The organism is Pseudorhodobacter sp. E13 (assembly GCF_003991405.1).
GTDB lineage: Bacteria > Pseudomonadota > Alphaproteobacteria > Rhodobacterales > Rhodobacteraceae > Pseudorhodobacter.
Map to the genome: position 1 here is coordinate 1 of NZ_RPEN01000158.1, position 20,196 is coordinate 20,196.

17 protein-coding genes are annotated in these 20,196 nt (G+C 61.2%); 11 read left to right on the forward strand and 6 right to left on the reverse strand.

The window, feature by feature from the left end; all coding sequences use genetic code 11:
• Positions 1-242 precede the first annotated feature (242 nt).
• Positions 243-404 carry a hypothetical protein gene (locus tag EGN72_RS19315; RefSeq protein ID WP_199743750.1) on the forward strand — a complete coding sequence of 54 codons (162 nt, stop codon included), beginning with the start codon at positions 243-245 and terminating at the stop codon, positions 402-404.
• A gap of 21 nt (positions 405-425) precedes the next feature.
• Here the strand turns inward: EGN72_RS19315 and coaD are convergent, their stop codons facing one another.
• Entirely contained in the window at positions 426-920 is a 495-nt protein-coding gene (gene coaD, locus EGN72_RS13810) for a pantetheine-phosphate adenylyltransferase (RefSeq protein ID WP_127048565.1), read from the reverse strand.
• A 112-nt stretch (positions 921-1,032) separates the two neighbouring features.
• Positions 1,033-1,467 carry a CBS domain-containing protein gene (locus EGN72_RS13815; RefSeq protein WP_127048567.1) on the reverse strand — a complete coding sequence of 145 codons (435 nt, stop codon included), beginning with the start codon at positions 1,465-1,467 and terminating at the stop codon, positions 1,033-1,035.
• Between the two features lie 188 nt (positions 1,468-1,655).
• On the opposite strand from EGN72_RS13815, the gene EGN72_RS13820 reads away from it, so the two are divergent.
• The gene (locus EGN72_RS13820) at positions 1,656-2,879 is read left to right on the forward strand and encodes an FAD-binding oxidoreductase (protein ID WP_127048569.1); all 1,224 of its coding nucleotides are present in this window, start codon (positions 1,656-1,658) and stop codon (positions 2,877-2,879) included.
• A gap of 10 nt (positions 2,880-2,889) precedes the next feature.
• Here the strand turns inward: EGN72_RS13820 and EGN72_RS13825 are convergent, their stop codons facing one another.
• Entirely contained in the window at positions 2,890-3,798 is a 909-nt protein-coding gene (locus EGN72_RS13825) for a LysR substrate-binding domain-containing protein (RefSeq protein WP_127048571.1), read from the reverse strand.
• Positions 3,799-3,907: 109 nt separating this feature from the next.
• Here EGN72_RS13825 and EGN72_RS13830 point away from each other — a divergent pair, with 109 nt between their 5' ends.
• The 6 genes from EGN72_RS13830 to EGN72_RS13855 are packed head-to-tail and all read left to right on the forward strand — an operon-like array spanning position 3,908 to position 10,200.
• A complete protein-coding gene (locus EGN72_RS13830) occupies positions 3,908-4,975 on the forward strand; it encodes a dipeptidase (RefSeq protein ID WP_127048573.1) in 1,068 nt (355 codons plus the stop codon).
• Between the two features lie 53 nt (positions 4,976-5,028).
• Positions 5,029-6,627, forward strand: a complete 1,599-nt coding sequence (locus EGN72_RS13835; RefSeq protein WP_127048575.1) for an ABC transporter substrate-binding protein — start codon at positions 5,029-5,031, stop codon at positions 6,625-6,627.
• Positions 6,624-7,682, forward strand: a complete 1,059-nt coding sequence (locus EGN72_RS13840; protein ID WP_127048578.1) for an ABC transporter permease — start codon at positions 6,624-6,626, stop codon at positions 7,680-7,682. The genes EGN72_RS13835 and EGN72_RS13840 overlap by 4 nt, the downstream gene beginning before the upstream one ends.
• Before the next feature lie 15 nt (positions 7,683-7,697).
• Positions 7,698-8,606, forward strand: coding sequence for an ABC transporter permease (locus tag EGN72_RS13845; protein WP_127048580.1), 909 nt, complete (start codon positions 7,698-7,700; stop codon positions 8,604-8,606).
• Positions 8,606-9,463 (forward strand): ABC transporter ATP-binding protein, encoded by an 858-nt coding sequence (locus EGN72_RS13850; RefSeq protein ID WP_127049364.1) that lies wholly within the window; start codon positions 8,606-8,608, stop codon positions 9,461-9,463. Before EGN72_RS13845 ends, EGN72_RS13850 begins: the two co-directional genes overlap by 1 nt.
• The gene (locus tag EGN72_RS13855; RefSeq protein WP_127048581.1) at positions 9,460-10,200 is read left to right on the forward strand and encodes an ABC transporter ATP-binding protein; all 741 of its coding nucleotides are present in this window, start codon (positions 9,460-9,462) and stop codon (positions 10,198-10,200) included. The genes EGN72_RS13850 and EGN72_RS13855 overlap by 4 nt, the downstream gene beginning before the upstream one ends.
• A gap of 36 nt (positions 10,201-10,236) precedes the next feature.
• Here the strand turns inward: EGN72_RS13855 and EGN72_RS19205 are convergent, their stop codons facing one another.
• The 3 genes from EGN72_RS19205 to EGN72_RS13870 all read right to left on the reverse strand — a co-directional run bounded on the left by EGN72_RS19205 (position 10,237) and on the right by EGN72_RS13870 (position 17,251).
• A complete protein-coding gene (locus tag EGN72_RS19205; protein ID WP_158623198.1) occupies positions 10,237-15,258 on the reverse strand; it encodes a hypothetical protein in 5,022 nt (1,673 codons plus the stop codon).
• A gap of 335 nt (positions 15,259-15,593) precedes the next feature.
• On the reverse strand, positions 15,594-16,709 hold the full coding sequence (gene aroB / locus EGN72_RS13865; protein ID WP_127048582.1) for a 3-dehydroquinate synthase: 1,116 nt from the start codon (positions 16,707-16,709) through the stop codon (positions 15,594-15,596).
• A gap of 5 nt (positions 16,710-16,714) precedes the next feature.
• Entirely contained in the window at positions 16,715-17,251 is a 537-nt protein-coding gene (locus EGN72_RS13870; protein ID WP_127048583.1) for a shikimate kinase, read from the reverse strand.
• Between the two features lie 272 nt (positions 17,252-17,523).
• Between EGN72_RS13870 and EGN72_RS19590 the strand changes: the two genes are divergently transcribed.
• The 3 genes from EGN72_RS19590 to EGN72_RS13885 are packed head-to-tail and all read left to right on the forward strand — an operon-like array spanning position 17,524 to position 20,130.
• On the forward strand, positions 17,524-17,658 hold the full coding sequence (locus EGN72_RS19590; RefSeq protein WP_255417436.1) for a hypothetical protein: 135 nt from the start codon (positions 17,524-17,526) through the stop codon (positions 17,656-17,658).
• Positions 17,648-19,198, forward strand: a complete 1,551-nt coding sequence (locus EGN72_RS13880) for a hypothetical protein (protein ID WP_233587149.1) — start codon at positions 17,648-17,650, stop codon at positions 19,196-19,198. Before EGN72_RS19590 ends, EGN72_RS13880 begins: the two co-directional genes overlap by 11 nt.
• Positions 19,195-20,130: a site-specific tyrosine recombinase XerD gene (locus tag EGN72_RS13885; protein ID WP_127048587.1), complete on the forward strand. Its 936-nt coding sequence runs from the start codon at positions 19,195-19,197 to the stop codon at positions 20,128-20,130. The genes EGN72_RS13880 and EGN72_RS13885 overlap by 4 nt, the downstream gene beginning before the upstream one ends.
• The last annotated feature ends 66 nt before the right edge of the window (positions 20,131-20,196 follow it).

Here is a 20,196-nt window from a genome sequence, read left to right on the forward strand (position 1 = left end):
CTGCTCGTCCGTCAGCCAGAATAGATTGCTCATGATCACCCCCGTAGCTAGGGGCCTTGAATCACGCAGCGACGGCAGCCTCAAGCAAATCAATGGGTCCTGACCCTAGCCTGGGCCAAGCCATGCATCTGGCGCATGGCGGGATCACGGTTCTGGCCATTGTTAGCGCAAGCATTCGGGCCGATATAGGCAGCAGGAAAACGCGGCATGGGGCCGGTTTTCAGATGTATGTGAGAAGAACCATGAAAAACCTGATCCTTCGCGCCCAGACAGCGCTGCGCAACTATGCCAAATTTGTCATCACCCGGAATGAAATTGCCCGGCTGCCGCTGGATATCGCGCTTGACCTTGGCATCTATCGCGGCGACGCCGACAAGATCGCGCGCCAATCCGTTTACGGCTAAGGGGCCGCGCGCCCTGCCCCGTTAGCGGGCATAGCGCGCGATCAACGCATCCCGCACGGCGGGGGGAACGAATTTCGACACATCGCCCCCCAGCCGTGCAATCTCTTTCACCAGTTTTGACGCAATGGCCTGCCGCCGCGCATCGGCCATCATGAACACCGTCTCGATCGAGCTGTCGAGCGCGCGGTTCATGCCAACCATCTGAAATTCATATTCAAAATCGGCCACCGCGCGCAAACCGCGCACGATCACGCTGGCACCGACATCGCGGGCACAGTCGATCAGCAGGTTTTCGAACGGGTGCACGATGATCTTACCGCCGGTTTTGGCGACGATGGGGGCACATTCCGCCTCGACCATGGCGACGCGTTCTTCCAGCGAGAACAGCGGCCCCTTGTCGCGGTTGATCGCCACACCAATCACCAACACATCCACCAGCGCCATGGCCCGCTGGATGATATCGGTATGACCCAAGGTGATCGGGTCAAAGGTTCCGGGGTATAGTCCGGTTCGCATGGCGGCTCCTCCTATCGCTGCCGCACGCAACAATATTGCGCCGGGGATTGCAAGGGTGTTTTCTGCCCCCTTGGCCCCCGGCCCTGTGCCGAAAATTCAACGGCGCGCCGGGTCAGAAGCCTTTGATCATGCCTTCCAGCGCGTCTTTTTCCATCGCCAGTTCGGACAAGCGTGCCTTGACCACATCACCGATAGAGATCAGGCCCACCATCGCATCGCCATCCATCACGGGCATGTGGCGGAAACGGCCATCGGTCATTTTCTGCATCACCTGATCTGCCGTGTCGTTGCGTGCGCAGGTCACAAGTTTTGTGGTCATGATGCTGTCCACCGGGTCGGACATGCACACAACGCCGCGTTTGCCCAGTTCGCGCACGATATCGCGTTCGGACAAAATGCCCAGCGGTTTGGTGCCATCATTGGAAATCATCAGCGCCCCGATCCGCTTTTCCGACAGGACCTGCGCGGCCTCGCTGAGCGTGATACCGGGTTTGACAGTAAAAACACCTTCGCCGGGCTTGGATTTCAAGATTTGTTGCACGAGCATGATGTTTCTCCCTTGACGGTCTGCGCTGGGATCAAAGCGTAACCACGCGACATTTTATGTCAAGCACGTTGCTGAAAGTTAACGATTGTTTCGCAGGCGATGCGCGCAGGCCACGGGCGTGGAATGGGGCTTGCCTTGGCATGGAAAGGGCGCTGTAACTTGGGCAAACCCAAGCTGACAGGCCCCGCATGAATGCCCCGCTGCGCACCGACCCGCCAAAACGCAACCGCTATGATGTGGTGATCATCGGGGGGGCGATGATGGGCAGTTCGGCGGCATGGTTTCTGGCCAACACCCCCGATTTCACCGGCTCGGTTCTGGTGGTAGAGCGGGACCCGAGTTATGCTTTCGCCGCCACCTCGCATACCAATTCCTGTATTCGCCAGCAGTTTTCCACCGCGCTGAATGTGAAAATCTCGCAATTCGGGGCGGAATTCGTGCAAAACCTGCCCGCCTTCATGGGGCCAGAGGCCGAAGCGCCAAAGCTGCGCATCCAGAATTTCGGCTATCTTTACCTTGCCGCGGATGACGCCTTTGCCAAAACGCTGCGCGACAGTGCCGCCGTGCAGCGCGCCGCCGGAGCCGCAACCCGGCTTTTGACGCCAGAGGAGATCAAATCCGCCTACCCGTTCTATGCGGTGGATGATCTGGTGCTGGGCAGTATCAACACGGTGGACGAAGGCTATTTCGACGGCATCACCCTGTTCGATCTGTTTCGCCGAAACGCCCGGCGCGCTGGGGTGGACTATGTGGCGAATGAGGTTGTGTCCTTGCAGAAAAACGCCGCAGGCGACCGGGTAAACAGCGTCACGCTGGCCTCGGGGGAGGTGATTGCTTGCGGCACGGTGATCAATGCGGCAGGCACGCGCGGGGCAAGGATTGCGGGGCTGTTGGGCATCCCCCTGCCTGTTGAGCCGCGCAAACGTTATACTTGGGTGTTTTCGGCGCAAGAGCCGCTGGACAGGCCGCTGCCCCTGACCATTGACCCTTCGGGCGTGCATGTCCGGCAGGATGGCAAAACCACCTATATGGCGGGCGGGCACAGCGCTATCGACCCCGCCGCCGACCCGACAGATTTCAGCATGGACCCCGCGCTGTGGCAGGATCATATCTGGCCCGCCATCGCCACCCGCATCCCGCAGTTTGAGACGATCAAGGTCATCCGCGAATGGGCGGGCCAATATGACATGAACACACTGGATCATAACGCGGTGGTCGGCCCGCATGATGAGGTGGGGAATTTCCTGTTCCTGAACGGGTTTTCCGGCCATGGGTTGCAGCAATCCCCTGCCATGGGCCGCGCCATTGCCGAATGGGTGACATACGGTGCCTATCGCAGCCTTGATATGACGCCGCTGGGCTATGCCCGGATCAGACGGGGGCAACCCTACCGGGAAACCGCGATCATCTGACGGCGGGCCTTCACGCCTTTTCCGAGAACGGGTCTATCGGCGTGTGCAGCCGCAAATGCCGCATGAAGGCGCGGGCGGTGGCCGATTGGGGCCGCGCGTCAGAGGCCACGAAATAGCTGCGATAGGTCAGATCACTGTCAAAGGCGCGGAAGGCCAGATCCTTGCTGCGATAGCTATAGATCGGGAACGGGTTTACCACCGTCAGCCCCAGCCCCGCGCTGACCATATCCACCGCCGCAAAAGAGGTTGCCACCTCGGCCAGCACAATCGGCACGGCTGCCACGGCTTGAAAAATCGTATCGAGTTGCGCGCGGCGGGCGTGGCGATGGGTCAGCGCGATCAGCGGCTGGTCATGCAGGTCTTGCGGGCGGATCACGCTTTGCTGCGCCAGCGCATGGCCCTTGGGCAGCACACACACCGCGCTGGAGGTGCGATAGGGCGTCAACCGGATACCATCGCGCGACAGTTCCACCCCCGTCAGCCCCAGATCAAAGCGGTTTTCGACGATGCCGCGAATAACCTCATCCGATTGCGCCACCTCAAGGCTGATATAGGCGTGCGGATTGGTCTGGATGAAACTGGCGATATGCGTGGTCAAAAACCGATGCGCATAGGTCGGCGGCGCGATCAGGCGCAGGGTTTCGCGCGCGCGTTCGGGGGGGCCGGACAGCCGGTTCAGGGCCTCAAACAACGGGTCGAGCCTGTGGTTCAACTGCACCGCTTCACGCGTGGCGACGAGGCGCCCGGCATCGCGTTCAAACAGAATCTGGCCGATCCGCGCCTCCAGACTGCTGATCGACCGGCTGACCGCCGATTGCGACAGGCCCAGCCGTGCCGCGGCAGCCGAGGTGGTGCCCGATTCCATCACCGCCCGCAGGGCCTGATATTCGGGCAAGCTGTGCCATATGCGTGCGGCCATGCTGATTTTTTACCAAAAGGTCATAATGCTATGCGCTTTTATCATACTCTTTTTTCTGGTGCATGACAAAAAATGCCGTAGCCTTTGGCCATTCGCTATCCTTGGGGGCATGGCTTTGACAGATTCTCTGCATCCGCTGGTTTTTGACGGCCATAATGACGTATTGCTGAAACTCTATCGCGCGGGTGGCGTGGCGGCGGCAGAAAGCTTTGTCGCGGGCTGCCCCGGTGCGCTGGATGTGCCTGCGGCGCGCGCGGGTGGGTTTGGTGGCGGCTTCTTTGCGGTCTTTGTGCCCTCGCCCACCGATCTGGCGGTGAAATTCGAAGAGATGACCAAGCCGGAATATCAGCTTGTGTTGCCCGATGCGATTGATTGGGAAGATGCCTTTCCCGTGGTCATGGCCCAAGCCGCGATTTTGTTTGAGTTGGAGCGGTTGGGCGCGGTGAAAATCTGCCGCACGGTGGCCGATATTCGCGCGGCGCTGGCCTCGGGCGTCATGGCCGCGATTTTCCATATCGAAGGGGCCGAGGCGATTGATGCCGATCTGCATACGCTGGAAGTGCTGTATCAGGCGGGGTTGCGGTCGCTTGGCCCGGTCTGGAGCAGGCCCACGATTTTCGGCGACGGCGTGCCTTTCCGCTTTCCCAGCAGTCCCGATACCGGGGCCGGGTTGACCGATGCAGGGCTGCGGCTGGTCAAGCGCTGCAATCAGTTGCGCATCATGCTGGACCTGTCGCATCTGAACGAGGCAGGGTTTTGGGATGTGGCCCGCCATTCCGACGCGCCTTTGGTCGCCACACATTCAAATGCCCATGTTCTGTGCAATCACAGCCGAAATCTGACCGATAAACAACTTGCTGCAATTGCCGAGACTGATGGTATGGTGGGGTTGAACTTTGCGGTCGCCTTCCTGCGAGAGGATGGCAAAATGCTGGCAGATGTGCCGCTGACGCAGATACTACGGCACATTGACCATCTGATCGCGCAGGTCGGCGAAGATCGCGTCGGCCTTGGATCGGATTACGATGGCGCGGTTGTGCCAGAGGATGTGACGCGCGTGTCGGGGCTGCCTGCCCTGCGCCGTGCCATGCAAGACCACGGCTATGGTGACGCCTTGATTGCCAAGCTGTGCCATGAAAACTGGCTTCGGGTTCTGGAAAAAACCTGGGGGGGCTAACCCCCTGCCCCGACAGCCGCTCTGCAACGTCTAACAGAAAGAGGGATGTAATTATGAAGATGTGGACCCAAACACTCGCCGGGGCGACGATGGCCGTCGCGCTCAGCTTTACGTCGGTCGCTGTGCTGGCCGAAACCCCTGCCAATATGCTGGTGGTGGCCAACCGGATTGACGATATTACCACGATGGACCCGGCGCAAAGCTTTGAATTTGCGGGCTCGGACGTGAACCAGAACATCTATGGCAAGCTGGTCAACTTTGACCCGCTGGATTTCGACAAGGGCTATGTGCCGGATCTGGCGGAAAGCTGGGTCGTGTCGGAAGATGGCATGTCCATCACATTCACCATGCGCGAAGGGGTGAAGTTTCAATCCGGCAACCCGGTGACGGCACCGGATGCCGAATGGTCGCTGCGCCGCGCCGTGATCCTGAACAAGACACCTGCGTTCATTCTGACGCAATTCGGCTTTACCCCCGAAAACGTGGCCGAGACGATCAAGGCCGATGGCAACACGCTGACCATCAAGACCGACAAGCGCTATGCGACATCTTTCGTGCTGAACTGCCTGACGGCGACCATCGGTTCCATCGTCGATATGAAAACCGCGATGGAGCATGAGGTGGATGGCGATATGGGCAATGCCTGGCTTGCCACCAATTCCGCAGGCTCTGGCCCCTATACGCTGGTCGGCTGGAAGCCCAATGAATCCGTGACCTTGCAGGCCAACCCCGACTATTACGGCGGTGCGCCCGCAATGGAACGCGTGATCGTGCGCCATGTCGCGGAAAGCGCCAGCCAGCGTTTGCTGCTGGAGGCTGGTGACATTGACGTGGCCCGCAACCTCAACCCCGAAGATATTGCCGGTGTGCGCAATGCGGCTGGTATCGTCGTGCAGGAGGAGCTGAAAGGCCGCCTGATGTATCTGGGCCTGAACCAGACGCATCCGGTGCTGTCCAAGCCGCAAGTGCGCCAAGCGTTCAAATATCTGGTCGATTATGAAGGCATGCAGAACAGCTTTCTGAATGGGCAATACACGACGCATCAGAACTTCTTGCCGAAAACCTATCTGGGGGCCTCGACCGAAAACCCGTTCAGCCTGAACATCGAAAAGGCCAAGGAATTGTTGGCCGAGGCGGGTGTGGAAAATCTGGAAATCGAAGTTGGCGTGCGCGAGGCGCAGGAACGGATTGAGATTGCGCAGAGCTTCCAGAACACCGCCGCACAGGCTGGCATCAAGGTGAACATCACCGTGGGCACCGGCAAGCAGATTCTGGACCGGTATCGCGCGCGCGAACTGGATATGTCGCTGGAAGCCTGGGGCCCGGATTATCCCGATCCGCAGACCAATGCCGGCACATTCGCCTATAACCCCGACAACAGTCTGGAGGCCAAAGCCACCGGCCTGCTGGCATGGCGTCTGGCATGGGATACCGATGGGCTGACCCCCTTGACCGAAGCCGCCGTGACCGAAGTGGACCGCGACAAGCGGATCGCCATGTATCAGGAAATTCAGGCGAAATTCCGCGAAACCTCGCCCTTTGTCATCATGTTCCAGCAGATCGAACAGGATGGCGTGCGCGACAATGTGAAAAACTTCACCACCGGTGAGGCGATCGGTTCCGCCGATTACAGCAAAGTCGTCAAGGAATGACATCGGCCAATCATGAAGGGGGCGCGCGGCAACGCGCGTCCCTGCCCCTTTGGGTGACGGCCTCGATCAAAACGCTTGGTTCCATCGCAGTGACGATGCTGGGGCTGGTGTTTATCACCTTCATCATCGGGCGGGTGATGCCGATTGACCCGGTGCTGGCGATTGTGGGCGAACGCGCTTCGCAATCCACCTATGACGCGGTGTATTACCAGCTTGGGCTGGACAAGCCGGTGATCGTGCAATTCGGCTATTACGTCTGGGATGTGATGCGCGGCGATTTCGGCATGTCCTTGCTGAACGCGCGCCCCGTGGCCGAAGATATCGCGCGGGTTTTCCCCGCCACGCTGGAACTGGCAACGCTGGGCGTGTGCTTTGGCATCGTGCTGGGCGTGCCTTTGGGCGTGGTGGCGGCGGTGCGCAAAGGGTCGTGGATTGACCAGCTTGCCCGCGTTGTGGCGCTGGTGGGATATTCCATGCCGATTTTCTGGCTGGGGCTGATGGGGCTTTTGGTGTTCTACGGCATCTTGGGCTGGGTTGGCGGGCCGGGGCGCGTGGGCATCTTTTATGAAGATGTCGTGCCAAGTGTGACGGGCATGATCTTGGTCGACAGTATCCTTGACCGCAACTGGACCGTGCTGAAAGACGCCTTCAGCCATATCGTGCTGCCTGCTTCCCTTCTGGGCTATTACTCGCTGGCCTATATCAGCCGGATGACCCGCAGCTTCATGCTGGAACAGATGAGCGCGGAATATATCACCACTGCCCGCGTCAAAGGCATGTCGGAATGGGATGTGGTGTGGAAACACGCCTTCCGCAACATCCGCGTGCAACTGATAACCGTGATCGCGCTGTCATATGCCGGGCTCTTGGAAGGGTCGGTGCTGACCGAGATCATCTTTAGCTGGCCGGGGATCGGCAGCTATATCACCACCGCGTTGCTGTCGGCGGATATGAATGCGGTGCTGGGGGGCACGGTGGTTGTGGGGTTGATTTTCATCCTGCTGAACATCTTTTCGGACCTGCTTTACAAGGTCTTTGACCCTCGCGCGCGCTAATTGGAAGGGAAGAGAATGGCCGAGCAAACCTTGCGGCAATGGTTGCTGACCGATACGCCCACATCGCGCAGACATGCCAAGCTTTCCGCGCTGTATCAGGGCTGGTTGTCGTTTCGCGGCAATACGATGGCGATGATCGGCTTGTGGATTCTGGTGGCGCTGGTGGCGATTGCGGCGGCGGCACCGCTGATCTCGCCGCATGATCCCTTTGTGCAGGATTTGGGCAACCGTCTGGCCCCTTTGGGGACAGACGGGCATATTCTGGGCACCGACAGCCTTGGCCGGGATATCCTGTCGCGGCTGATCTATGGCAGCCGCATCACGCTGTATATCGTGGCACTGGTGGCCTTGATCGCGCCGATTGCGGGGCTGCTGGTGGGCACGGTGTCGGGCTATGTTGGCGGCTGGGTCGATGTGGTGTTGATGCGCATCACCGATATTTTCCTTGCCTTTCCACGCCTTGTTCTGGCGCTGGCCTTTGTGGCCGCCCTTGGTGCCGGGATTGAAAACGCCGTGCTGGCGATTTCGCTGACCGCCTGGCCCCCCTATGCCCGCATCGCGCGGGCCGAAACGCTGACCATCCGTTCCGCCGATTATATCAGCGCCATCCAGTTGCAGGGTGCGGGGGCGATGCGCATCATCACGCGGCATATCTGGCCCCTTTGTATCTCCAGCCTGATCGTGCGGGTGACGCTGGATATGGCAGGCATCATTCTGGCCGCCGCAGGGCTTGGCTTTCTGGGCCTTGGCGCACAGCCGCCCAGCCCGGAATGGGGTGCCATGATTTCCGAAGGGCGGCGGTTCATCCTCGATCATTGGTGGGTCGCCACCATGCCGGGCCTTGCCATCTTTACCGTCTCGCTCGCCTTCAACCTGCTGGGTGATGGGTTGCGCGACGTGCTGGACCCGAAGGGGGGCGAATGATGGAACCCTTGCTGGATGTCGAGGACCTCTGGGTGCGGTTTCCCACCCGCCAAGGCGTGTTTGATGCGGTGCGCGGCGTGTCCTTTACCTTGGGCCGCGAGCGGTTGGGGATTGTGGGGGAAAGCGGTTCGGGCAAATCCATGACGGGCCGCGCCATCCTGCGGCTGATCCGCCCGCCGGGGATGGTTGAGGCGAAACAGATCAGCCTTGGCGGCGTCAATCTGATGGACAAGACCGAAAAAGAGATGCGCGCCGTGCGGGGGCAGCGGATTTCGATGGTGATGCAAGACCCGAAATTCTCGCTTAACCCGGTGATGACCATCGGTGATCAGATCATCGAGGCGTATCGCCAGCACAACCGCGCCAGCAAGGCGGATGCCTATGCCAAAGCGTTGGAGATGCTGGAGGCGGTTTCCATCCGCGACCCCGACCGCGTGATGCGCGCCTATCCACATGAGATGTCGGGCGGGATGGGGCAGCGGATCATGATCGCGATGATGCTGATCCCCAATCCTGAAATTCTGATCGCGGATGAACCGACAAGCGCGCTGGATGTATCGGTGCAGCGGCAGGTTTTGGATATCATGGACAAGCTGGTCAAGGATCGTGGCATGGGGCTGATTTTCATCAGCCATGACCTGAACCTTGTGGCCGATTTCTGTGACCGCGTGCTGATCATGTATGCGGGGCGGATCGTGGAAATATGTGAGGCGGATAAGTTGTCAGAGGCCAAACACCCCTATACGCGGGGCTTGCTGAACTCCCTGCCCCGGCTGGATGCGCCGCGCGACCATCTGGAGGTGTTGCAACGTGACCCGGCCTGGTCCGAGGCCCCAAGTGTGAGTGGCCGGCTATGACCATGCTGGAGATCGACGCGCTGAACGTCTGGTTCGGTCATGGGCGCGACCGGGTGGATGCGGTGAAAGCGGCTTCGTTCAGCGTGGCACGGGGCGAAAGCTTCGGGCTGGTGGGGGAAAGCGGGTCGGGCAAATCCACCATCCTGCGCGCGGTGGCAGGGCTGGCGCGCAACTGGTCGGGGCGGATGGCGGTGGATGGTGCGGCGCTGACGGCCAAGCGCCCGCGCAGCTTTTACAAAACCGTGCAGATGGTGTTTCAAGACCCCTATGCCTCGTTGCATCCGCGCCATTCGGTCGATCAGGTGCTGGGCGAAACCCTGCATCTGCATGGCTTTGCCGATATTGACGCCCGCGTGGTGAAATTGCTGGAGGATGTGGGGCTGGGCCAGAAATTCCGCTTTCGCTATCCGCATCAATTGTCAGGCGGGCAGCGGCAGCGGGTGGCCATCGCGCGGGCCTTGGCGCCGGAACCGGACCTGCTGCTGCTGGATGAACCCACCTCGGCGCTGGATGTGTCGGTGCAGGCAGAAATCCTGAACCTGCTGGTCGATCTGCGCCGCGACCGCGGGCTGACCTATGTGATGGTATCGCATGACCTCTCCGTCGTCGGCCATATGTGCGAACGATTGGCGGTGATGAAAGACGGTCAGATCGTCGAGGTGATGGGCGTAGAGGCGCTGCGCCGCAACGCCGCCACCCATCCTTATTCGCGCAGCCTGCTGGAAGCCTCACTTTAGGTTTGGCGGGCGCGTTTGACGGCGCGCGCCAATGGCTTACTTCGGCCATTTATCCGTGATGCTGGCGTCGATCGTGCTGGGCACGGTGCGGTCGCGGTCATCAAAATGGATGCAGCTCTTTTCCACCACTTTACGCAGGATGCTGCTGATCGCGGCCACCAGCTTGGGGTTCAGGTTGATCGGCACATCCACCGCCCGGCCATAAAGATGGTCCGACAGGCTGGCCGCATGTTTGACCACGATCTTCTTGAACTCCGCTTCCTCACCCGCCTTGTAATGATCTTGCAAGGCCTTGAGGATATCGGGGTTGCGGCGCAGATAGCCGTAAATCTCGCCGTTCTTGAGGTTGCCAACCCAGTATTTCCACATCACCCGCGCTTGATCATCGGCATCGCGCAGGCCCGAGGTGACATGAATCTTGGCCCCTTTGTAATGCGAGGAAACCGCTTTCAACACATTGAGAACATGGTCTTTCACCCCCGCAATATCACCCGTGACATTCGGCGGATATTCGGTGGTGTCGCCATCTTCGCGCGCGGTGGGAAAGTCATCCTTCACCGCGCCCGGCCCGGCCTTCAATGCCTTGAAGGTGGTTTTGCCCGGTGAGATGACACCATCGGGTCGGATTTTCACGACAAGGCTTTGGAACAGGCGGATATTGTCGATGCAGGCTTTGTCGGCTTTGCCGTCCAGCGTCAGGGTCGGGTAGTTCAACAGCTTGCAGAAGTCGTTGAGCAAGCCTTTGATCGTGTTGACATCGGCAGGCTTGTTCGGCGCGCCGCTGCCAACGGCTTCGGCAATTTCGCCTGCGGGGGCTGCGGGGCTTTCGGCCCCGCTGCCAGCTTCGTCGCCAGCCCCTGCGCCGCCTTCGCCGCCACCCGCCGCCGGGGCCTCGTCTTCTTCCTCGGTCGGAACGGTGCCAAGCTCATCCTGATCGGCCTCTTCTTCCTCGGCCACTTCGGCAATCGCCTCCAGCCGCAGGACGGCTTGTTTCAGATCATCAATCCGCCCGGAAATCTCGGTCAGGGTTTTCATGCAGTCTTCGATCATCGGCCCGCCATATTCATTGACGGTCAGCAACAGCTGATCAATCTCGATGCCCAGATTCAACGCCTTGTCTTTCAGGGCTTTGATCTGGCCTGCCTCGGTGGCGTTTTCAGCTTCGGCAAGTGCGGATTCAAGCTGCTTCTCGATCTCCTTGGCCTCGCCGATGACCTCGGCGATGGCTTCCTCCAGCATTTTCTCCTCATCGGCAAAGAGCGCAATCAACGCCTTGTTCTCTGCCTTTGCCGCTTCAACGAAGGCCAGCGCCTTGGCGGTTTCCTCGCGGATGCCTTCCACCGCGCGCTGGGCATTGGTCTGGTCAATCGTGCCTTGGCTTGGGTCCAGCTTGTTGCGGATCCGGTCTTCCAGCGTGATCAGCGAGCGATCAATATCATTGATCCAGATTTTGGTATCATTGACGCAATACATGGCATCAGAGCGGGTTTTGACCCTTGCATCAATCAAGTCCTGATACTGGTAGATCGACTCTTTCGCGAGCGTTTCGCCAACGGTGCTGGCAAAATCGAGTTGGGCTTTCGCCGTATCCTCCGCAAGCTTGTCGCCTTCGGCCAATGCGGCCTCGATCTTGGCCAGTTCCGCCACCGCTTCGGCGCGGAATTCCTGCACCGACTTTTGCTGGCCGAACAAGGCATCGCGCACGGCATCGGTGATATTGCCGATCAGACCTTCGGCGCGCTGCTTCTTTTCGGCCAACATCCCGCTGAGTTTGTCGAACAACTTGCCCGAGGCTTTGCCAAGCCCACCCAGCACTTTTTTCTCAAAATCAATCAAGCGGTTGGCATTTTCTTGCGCATTGTCAAAAGCCCCGGCAACGAAATTGCCGATGCCGCCAAGCAAGCCCGTGGCCGCAGATTCGACCTGACCCAAAAGCGCCTCGGCCTCGGCCTGCTTGCGCGCGACCTCCGCTTCAATGGCTTGCAGCACGGCCTGGGCTTCGCGCTTTACCTCCTCTGCCCGCGTACGGGCATCGTTCAGGGCGGTTTCCGCAGCGCGCGCAGCTTCATCCGCCGCAGTTTCCGCCGCCTCGATGGCTTCTTCCGAGAAATCTTCAAGGAAGTCTTCGACCCGCTCGCGCGCCTCATCCTTCATCTTTTGAATGGCGGCACGGATTGCAGCAGCTTCGGCGGCAGCTTGAATGGCCGCAGCGGCAGCAGCGGCGGCGGCGATCTTGGCAGCCTCCAGCGCTGTGTTGACCGTATCGCTGACCAGATCGGCGCCATCTTCCACCGCGTCCTGCGCGGCAGCTTCGGCTTCGCGCAGCAGGGCCTCGGCATCGGCTTTGGCCTGTTCGGCGCGGCGCTGTGCTTCGGCGGCGATCTGTTCGGCGCGGGCCTCGATGCGGGCAATCTTGCTGCGCACCCGCTCCTCGATCTCCAGCCGGGTGCGTTCGATGGCATCAATCGCGGTATCAACGCCTTGCTGGGTGCGGCGGCGTAATTCTTCGGCAAGGCGTGCGGCACCTTGCTGTATGCGCCCGCCCGCATTGCCGAAATCGCCCAGCAAGCCGCCAAAGAAATCGGCAATCTCACCCCCGGCGGCGGTGGCCTGATCGAGCATTTCTTTCGCTTCGTTGCCAACAACATCGGCGGCACGCCCGAGGGGGTTGGTGACGCGGTCAAACAGGGCTTGCGCCTCTTGCAGTTTGCGGTCGGCTTCGGCTTGCGCTTGGGCCAGCAGGTCCTCGGCCAGCCGTTCGGCCTCGGCCACCTTTTCCAACGCCTCGCGGGCGGCGGCTTCGGCTCTTTCGCGGGCCTGACGCGCGGCCTCCTCGGCGGCGCGGGCGGCCTCTTCGGTGGCGCGGTCAATCACCCCATCGGCGGCACGCGACACAGCTTGCGCCAGACGGGTTGCGGCCTCTGCGGCGCGGGCGGCGGCGTCTTCGGCGGCTTGGGCCGCCTCAGAGGCGGTTTGTGCTGCGGTCTGCGCTGCGGTTGCGGCCTGACGCGCGGCATCTGCCAGTGCGGTGCCAGCTTCCGTCGCCAGATCATTGACCTTTTGCGCAGCATCTGAGGCGCGCGAAACGGCTTCTTGCGCGACCGAGCGCGCAGCAGAGGCCGCTTCATTCGCCGCCCGTTCGGCCTGACGCCCGGCCTCGGCCAGACGTTCGGCAATGGCGGTGACGGCGGCAATCGCCTCATCTACCTTGGCTTCGATTTCAGATTGCACCTGCCCCACAACCCCTTGCGCGGCTTCACCAATCTGGCCTGCGCGCTGTGCGGCCTGATTTGCCACCTCACCCGCCTGACGCAGCGCATCGCGGGCCTGACCGACAAGCGATTCTGCCCCGTCTTCGGCCCCGCCCGCAACGCGCGAGATCATATCGGCAATGCCCCCCAGCAAGCCACGCGCCTTGGTTTCCACCTCTTGCGCGGCACGTTGGGCGGTATCTATGGCGGCATTGGTGGCATCTTCGACCAATTGCACGTTGTCCGTTGCCGTTTTCGCAGCCGTTTCCGCCGTTTGGCGCGCCGCTTCTGCCAGTTTGCGGGCCGCAGCGGCGGCGGCATCGGCAGCCTTGGCGGCTTTCTCATCCGCCTCATCCACGGCGGTTTGCGCGGCTTCGGCGGCGCGCTGTGCGGCAGCGGCGGCGTCTTTTGCGGCTTTTTCCGCTTCTGCGGCGGCGGTGCGGGCAGCGGCTTCGGCGGCCTCTACGGCTTCTTTGGCCTTCTTGGCAAACTCTGCTGCGGCATCACCGACCTGATCCACCGCGCGTCCGGCTTGCGCCCCGGCTGCGGCTACGGCCTGGCCTGCACCCGCCACGGCGCCTTGCGCGGTCTGGGCTGCAACCTCGGCCGCGTTTGCTGCATTTGATGCGGTTTCGGCCAGTTTGCCCGCCACTTTCGACGCTGCCCGCGCGATGCCATTGGCCGCGCCCGACACTTTGCCAAACACGCCTTTCGCCGCTTTGCCGATCTTGTCAAACACCCCTTGCGCGGTTTTCTTGGCCTCTCCGGCGCCTTTTTTCACGGCGTCACCGACGTTTTCCACGGCTTTGCCAACGCCATCGGCCACGCCCGCGGCGGCATCACCCACCGCCTTGGCACCTTTGCCCACGGCACTGCCGGCCTGTTCCAGCTTGGACACCTCGGTCTGCACAAAAGTCTTGAGCAAGGACAACACAGCCCCTGCCTTTTTCAGATCGCCCGAGACTTCTTTTTGGAACATCGCGGCCAATTGTTCGGCTTTTTTGGACACGCCTTTCTGGCCGTTTTCGACCAGCAGATCGACCTTGTCTTCAATCTCTCCGAATTCCTTGGCCAAGGCGTCGCGCAGCGCATCCGGGTTGACGGAGCCTGCTTTTTTCTTGGCCTCCTCCAGCTTGGCCTGAATTTCGGAAAGCGCGTCCTTGGCGGCGTCAAGCTTGTCCTCGACCCCGGCTTTCAGGAAATCGGCGATGGCCTCGCCCAAGGCGGCCCCGGCCTCTCCAATATTCTCGGCGGCTTTTTTGATCTCTTTTTCAAGGGCTTCTGCGCGTTTCTTCAATTCTTCGCGCTCTTGATCCTCTTTGGCTTTGGCAGCGTCATCATCGCCGCCGGTGCCTTGCGCCACGGGCGCGTCCCCGCCGCTATCGCCGCCACCCTCACTGGCAGCGGGCGCTTTGGTGTCTTCGGTGACGTCATCGTCTTCATCGTCCGCCTCACCAACGGGTTGCCCGGTTGGCCCGAACAGGATCACACGAAAGGCGATCCCCAGTTCCGAAAAGTATTTTTTCGCGACTTTTCCGAGGTTTGGCGGAAAATCTTCATCCTCGCAGGTCAGTTCGATGTTCTTGCCGCGCACATTCATCTGGCCTTGGGTGCCCTTGGGGCCGCCGCCGCGCCCCTTGGCCAATCTGCGCATGACATCCGGGCCTTTGGTCGGATGCGCCTCAAGGATCACGCCCTCTTTGGCGATCAGCAACGCGAAATTCAGCGTTTTCTTGCGCGCCTTGGCAATATGTTCGTTGATCTCGTCGGCTTCTTTCTTGATATCGGCTGCGGATTTCTTCGCCATCTCAAATCTCCTTACTCAAATAAACCATGCGACCCGAAAAACCGGGCTGTGCTGCGATCAAAAGCATCTGAACCGACAGGTTCAAACGCGCAGGGTGACAGGGATCACAGAGCAGGACGGAGCGGGGCCAAAACGCCCGCAAGGCTGAAATATGGTTCAGATTTGCCCGGAATACGCCTGCGGCCCTCCCCCTTGGCCCGTGAAATCACCCAGTAAAAACGCATCCCCAACCGCGAAAACCGGCCCAATGACGGATGCAAAACGTCAATGCAATTAGGTTTTGTTACCACGAAAACGTGATCTGACAATCGAAGAATTCAGGTTTTGACGGTATTTTAGCGCCCGCGCAGCGCGTCTTTCAGCAGGGTCAGCACCACATCCTTGGGCACATCAGCGGCTACAAAGCTGTTTCCAATGGCTTTTGCCAGAATAAAGCGAAGCTGGCCATCAACCACCTTTTTATCCTGCCCCATCAGGTCCAGCAGCGCCTCGGCCCCCGGCAGATCGCCGGGAATATCGGCAATATCCACTTTCATACCCATCCGGCGCAGATGCGCGCGCACGCGGCTTGGGGCCTCTTGGCTGCACAGGCCCAGCCGCATCGACAGCTCAAACGCCAGCGCGCAACCGATGGCAACGCCTTCGCCATGCAGCAAACGATCCCCATATCCGGTGGCCTGTTCCAGCGCGTGGCAAAAGGTATGGCCAAGGTTCAGCAGCGCGCGGTCGCCTTCTTCGGTTTCATCGCGCGCGACAATCTCGGCCTTCATCTCGACCGAGCGGCGCACGGCATATTGGCGCGCGGCACTATCGCCTGCCGCCAGCGCCGGGCCGTTTACCTCCAGCCAGTCGAAAAAGGTTTCATCGCCCAGCAGCCCGTATTTCGCCACCTCGCCATAGCCCGACAGGAAATCGCGCGGGGTCAGCGTGCCCAACAAGCCGATATCGGCCAGCACGAGGGTGGGTTGGTGAAAGGCGCCGATCAGGTTCTTGCCTTGCGGGGCATTGATCCCGGTTTTGCCGCCGACCGAACTGTCAACCTGCGCCAGAAGCGAGGTGGGGATTTGCACGAAGCCCACGCCCCGGCGCAACACGGCGGCGGCAAAGCCGACCAGATCGCCGATCACCCCGCCGCCAAAGGCGATGACCAGATCCTTGCGTTCCACCTTTTGGTCCAGCAACCATTCCACCGTGCGGGAAAACTGCGGCCAGCCTTTGGTGCCTTCGCCCGGTGGCAAGGCCAGCGCGCTGCTGTCGATGCCATGCGCCGACAGCGCCGCCTGAAGGCGTGCCAGATGCAGGCCGCCCACGGTTTCATCGGTGACAATTGCCACGCCGCGGCGGCGCAGGAACGGGGCGATTTCGGCCCCTGCCCGGTCGATCAAGCCATTGCCGATGCGCACGTCATAGCTGCGCGCGCCCAGATCGACACGAACGATATCGGTGGTCATAGCCCCTATCCTTCCAACACATCAGCGCGGGTGGACAGCGCCCCCAGCACACGGCGCGCCATATCATCAATGGACAGATCCGCCTCGGCATCCACCGCCAGATCGGCCAAGGCGTAAACCGGCACGCGCTTGTCATAAATCTCTTTCAGCGTCGCGCGCGGATTGGCCGTGCGTAACAAGGGCCGGGTGTTTTTGTGCCGCACCCGGTTCCACAGCAAGTCCAGATCGGCGCGCAACCAGACCGAGACACCTTTTTGCGCAATCATCGCGCGATTATGCTCTGACATAAACGCCCCGCCCCCGGTGGACAGCACCGCACTTGGCCCTTCCAGCAAGCGCCCGATGACCTGCGATTCCTTCTGGCGAAAAAACGGCTCGCCATCGCGTTCGAATATCTCGGCGATGCTGCGATTGGCGGCCAGAACGATCTCATCGTCGGAATCGATGAAGGGCACGGACAAAAGCTTGGCAAGCTGGGTGCCGATGGCGGTTTTGCCTGCCCCCATCATCCCCACCATGACGACCGATTTCTTCAACCGCATCCCGAAATCGCCCCCCTTGCTACGCCGTGTGCCTTTCCTTTCCCAATAGCGGGCCGGGTTGCTGCCTGTCCAGCCCCGCGCCGGGGGCATGGCGGTGTTTTTGGGCGAAGCCTTGCCGGAACATGCGCAATTTTTTGCGCGGGGGCGTGAACTCGGCTAAGAATGGCTATATAGCTGTGCAGGAGAGACCGAACAGCTTGGCTTCGCGCCGCGCCCTGCGCGCGCAAGACGGGTTAATTTCGGCGCATGAGGTTTGGCAAGAAAGCAAGAAGATGAAGCTGATCGTTAAAGGGATCGCGATTTTGGTGGTTTTGGGGGCTATTGGTCTGACAGGGTTTGCCTATCTGGGCGATTTGTCGCCCATGCAGACCGATGTGACCAAACCGGTGGTTCTGGATGTCAACTGACGGCGCGCGCATGTGGGGCGGTGTGTCGGCCCTGCTGCTTGGCCTGATGCCCGGCCTTGCCTTGGCCGAAGAGCCCCTGTCTGCGATTGACTGGCTGTCCAGTTCGGTTTCCACGCCCGCCAAGCCCTTGCCGCCGCCCGAACCGGGGGTGGCCAGTGCCGGGGGGGCTTTGCCGCAAAATGTCATCGTGTCCACCTTGGATGGCCCGACCCCGGATGCCGCAGGCGTTTTGCCCGCGCGGGTGACGGGTTTTCCCAATGATCTTTGGGGGTTGGGCGAAACCGAAAAGATTGCCGCGCTGATTTCGATCCGGCGAGATGACGATCTGCCCTCGCTGCAACGGCTGATGCAAACCTTGATGCTGGCGCAGGCGACGCCGCCTGCCGATTCTGCGGGGCGCGGGATTTTGCTGCGCGCCCGGATCGACAAACTGCTGGATATGGCCGCGCTGGAGGAGGCGAATGCGCTGATCGAAGCCTCGGGCAAGATGACGCCCGAGATTTTCCGCCGTTATTTTGATATCGCCATGCTGACCGGGCAGGAAGATGCCGCCTGCGCCCAGTTGCGCGACCGGCCCGATCTGGCCCCCACCTACCCGGCCCGCATCTTTTGCCTTGCCCGTTCAGGCGATTGGGGCGGCTCTGCGCTGACGCTGCGCATGGCGCAGGCTTTGGGCTATGTCAACGAATCCGAAGACGCGCTGCTGACCCGGTTTCTGGACCCGGACCTGTTCGAAGGCGAACCGGCGTTGGAGCCACCCTCGCCCGTGACGCCTTTGGCATGGCGGATGCTGGAAGCGATTGGCGAAGGCCTGCCCACGGCCCCGCTTCCGCTGGCCTTTTCCCATGCCGAATTGCGCGAAACCGCTGGCTGGAAAGCCCAGATTGAGGCGGCAGAGCGTCTGGCCCGCGCCTCGGTGCTGGACCCGAACCGCCTGCTGGGCATCTATACCGAACGCCTGCCTGCGGCCTCTGGCGGGGTTTGGGACCGGGTAGAGGCGTTTCAGCATTTTGATACCGCCTTGCAAGCCGCAGACCCCGGTGCGGTGGCCGCAGCCTTGCCCAAGGCTTGGGCGATGATGGCCTCGGCGGCGCTGGAAGTGCCTTTTGCGGAACTCTTTGCCGAACGTCTGCTGCGCCTGCCCCTGACGGGTGAGGCCGGTGCGCTGGCGTTTCGGATTGCCTTGCTGTCGGGCCAGTATGAAACGGCGGCCAATGCCCGCACCGCCGCCGATATCAACGAGGCGTTTCTGATCGGTCTGGCGCGGGGCAACCTGCAAGGGGTGACACCGCTGGACAGCCTGTCGCGCGCCATTTCCCCCGCTTTTGTGCGCGCCACGCCGCCTGCCGATCTGATGGCGCTTTTGGCCGAAAAGCGGCTGGGAGAGGCGATCTTGCACGCCGTGGACCGGATTGAACGCGGTTTGCACGGTGATTTACGCGGTGTGACCGAGGGGCTGGCCCTGTTTCGCCATGTCGGGCTGGAGGATCTTTCGCGCCGCGTGGCGCTGGAGTTGATGCTGCTGGAACGGCGCGGATGAGCGCGGAATCCGACAGATGGATTTCCAGTTTTCTGGAGGCGCAAGCCGCCGAACTGGATGCCGCTCGCAACACGCTTTTGGCCTATGGCCGCGATTTGCAGGATTTTGCAAGCTGGCTGGAACGGCGGGCCAGCAGCTTTGACGCGGCAACCCGCGCCGAGATTGAGGACTATCTGATCTTTTGCGAGGCGCAGGGCCTGTCCAAAGCCACCCGCGCGCGCCGCTTGTCCGCGATCCGCCAGCTTTACCGCTTTGCCTTTGAAGAAGGCTGGCGCAGCGAAAACCCCGGTCTGCGGATCAAGGGGCCGGGACAGGCCGCGAAACTGCCGCAAACGCTGGAACTGGCGCAGGTAGAGGCTTTGCTGCGTGCCGCCAAAGACAGCGGGCGCACGCCCGAGGAACAGGCCCGCAATGCATGCCTGATGGAACTGATCTATGCCACGGGGATGCGGGTGTCGGAACTGGTGGAATTGCCCGTGGCCGCCGTGCGCGGTGCGCCCGCGATGATTTTGGTGCGGGGCAAGGGCGGCAAGGAACGCATGGTGCCCCTGTCACCGCCCGCAAAACAGGCGCTTGCAGATTGGCTGATCTTGCGCGATGCGACCGAAGAGGCCGGGGCCGCCAAGGGCAAGAAGCCGTCAAAATTCCTGTTTCCGGGGCGTGGCGCGGCGGGCCATATCACGCGGCAACAATTTTTTGTGCTGCTCAAAGGCTTTGCCGCCCAAGCCGGGCTGGACCCGGCCAGCGTGACCCCGCACACCTTGCGCCATGCCTTTGCCACGCATTTGCTGGCCGGGGGGGCAGATTTGCGGGTGATCCAGACGCTTTTGGGCCATGCAGACCTTTCCACCACCGAGATTTACACCCATGTTCTGGACGAACACCTGAAATCACTGGTGCTGGAGCATCACCCGCTGGCCCGCAAGGGATAGGCAAAGGCGCTGCAACCTGCGACATGGGACAGAGACGTTATAATGGGGACGGATGTGACCGATACG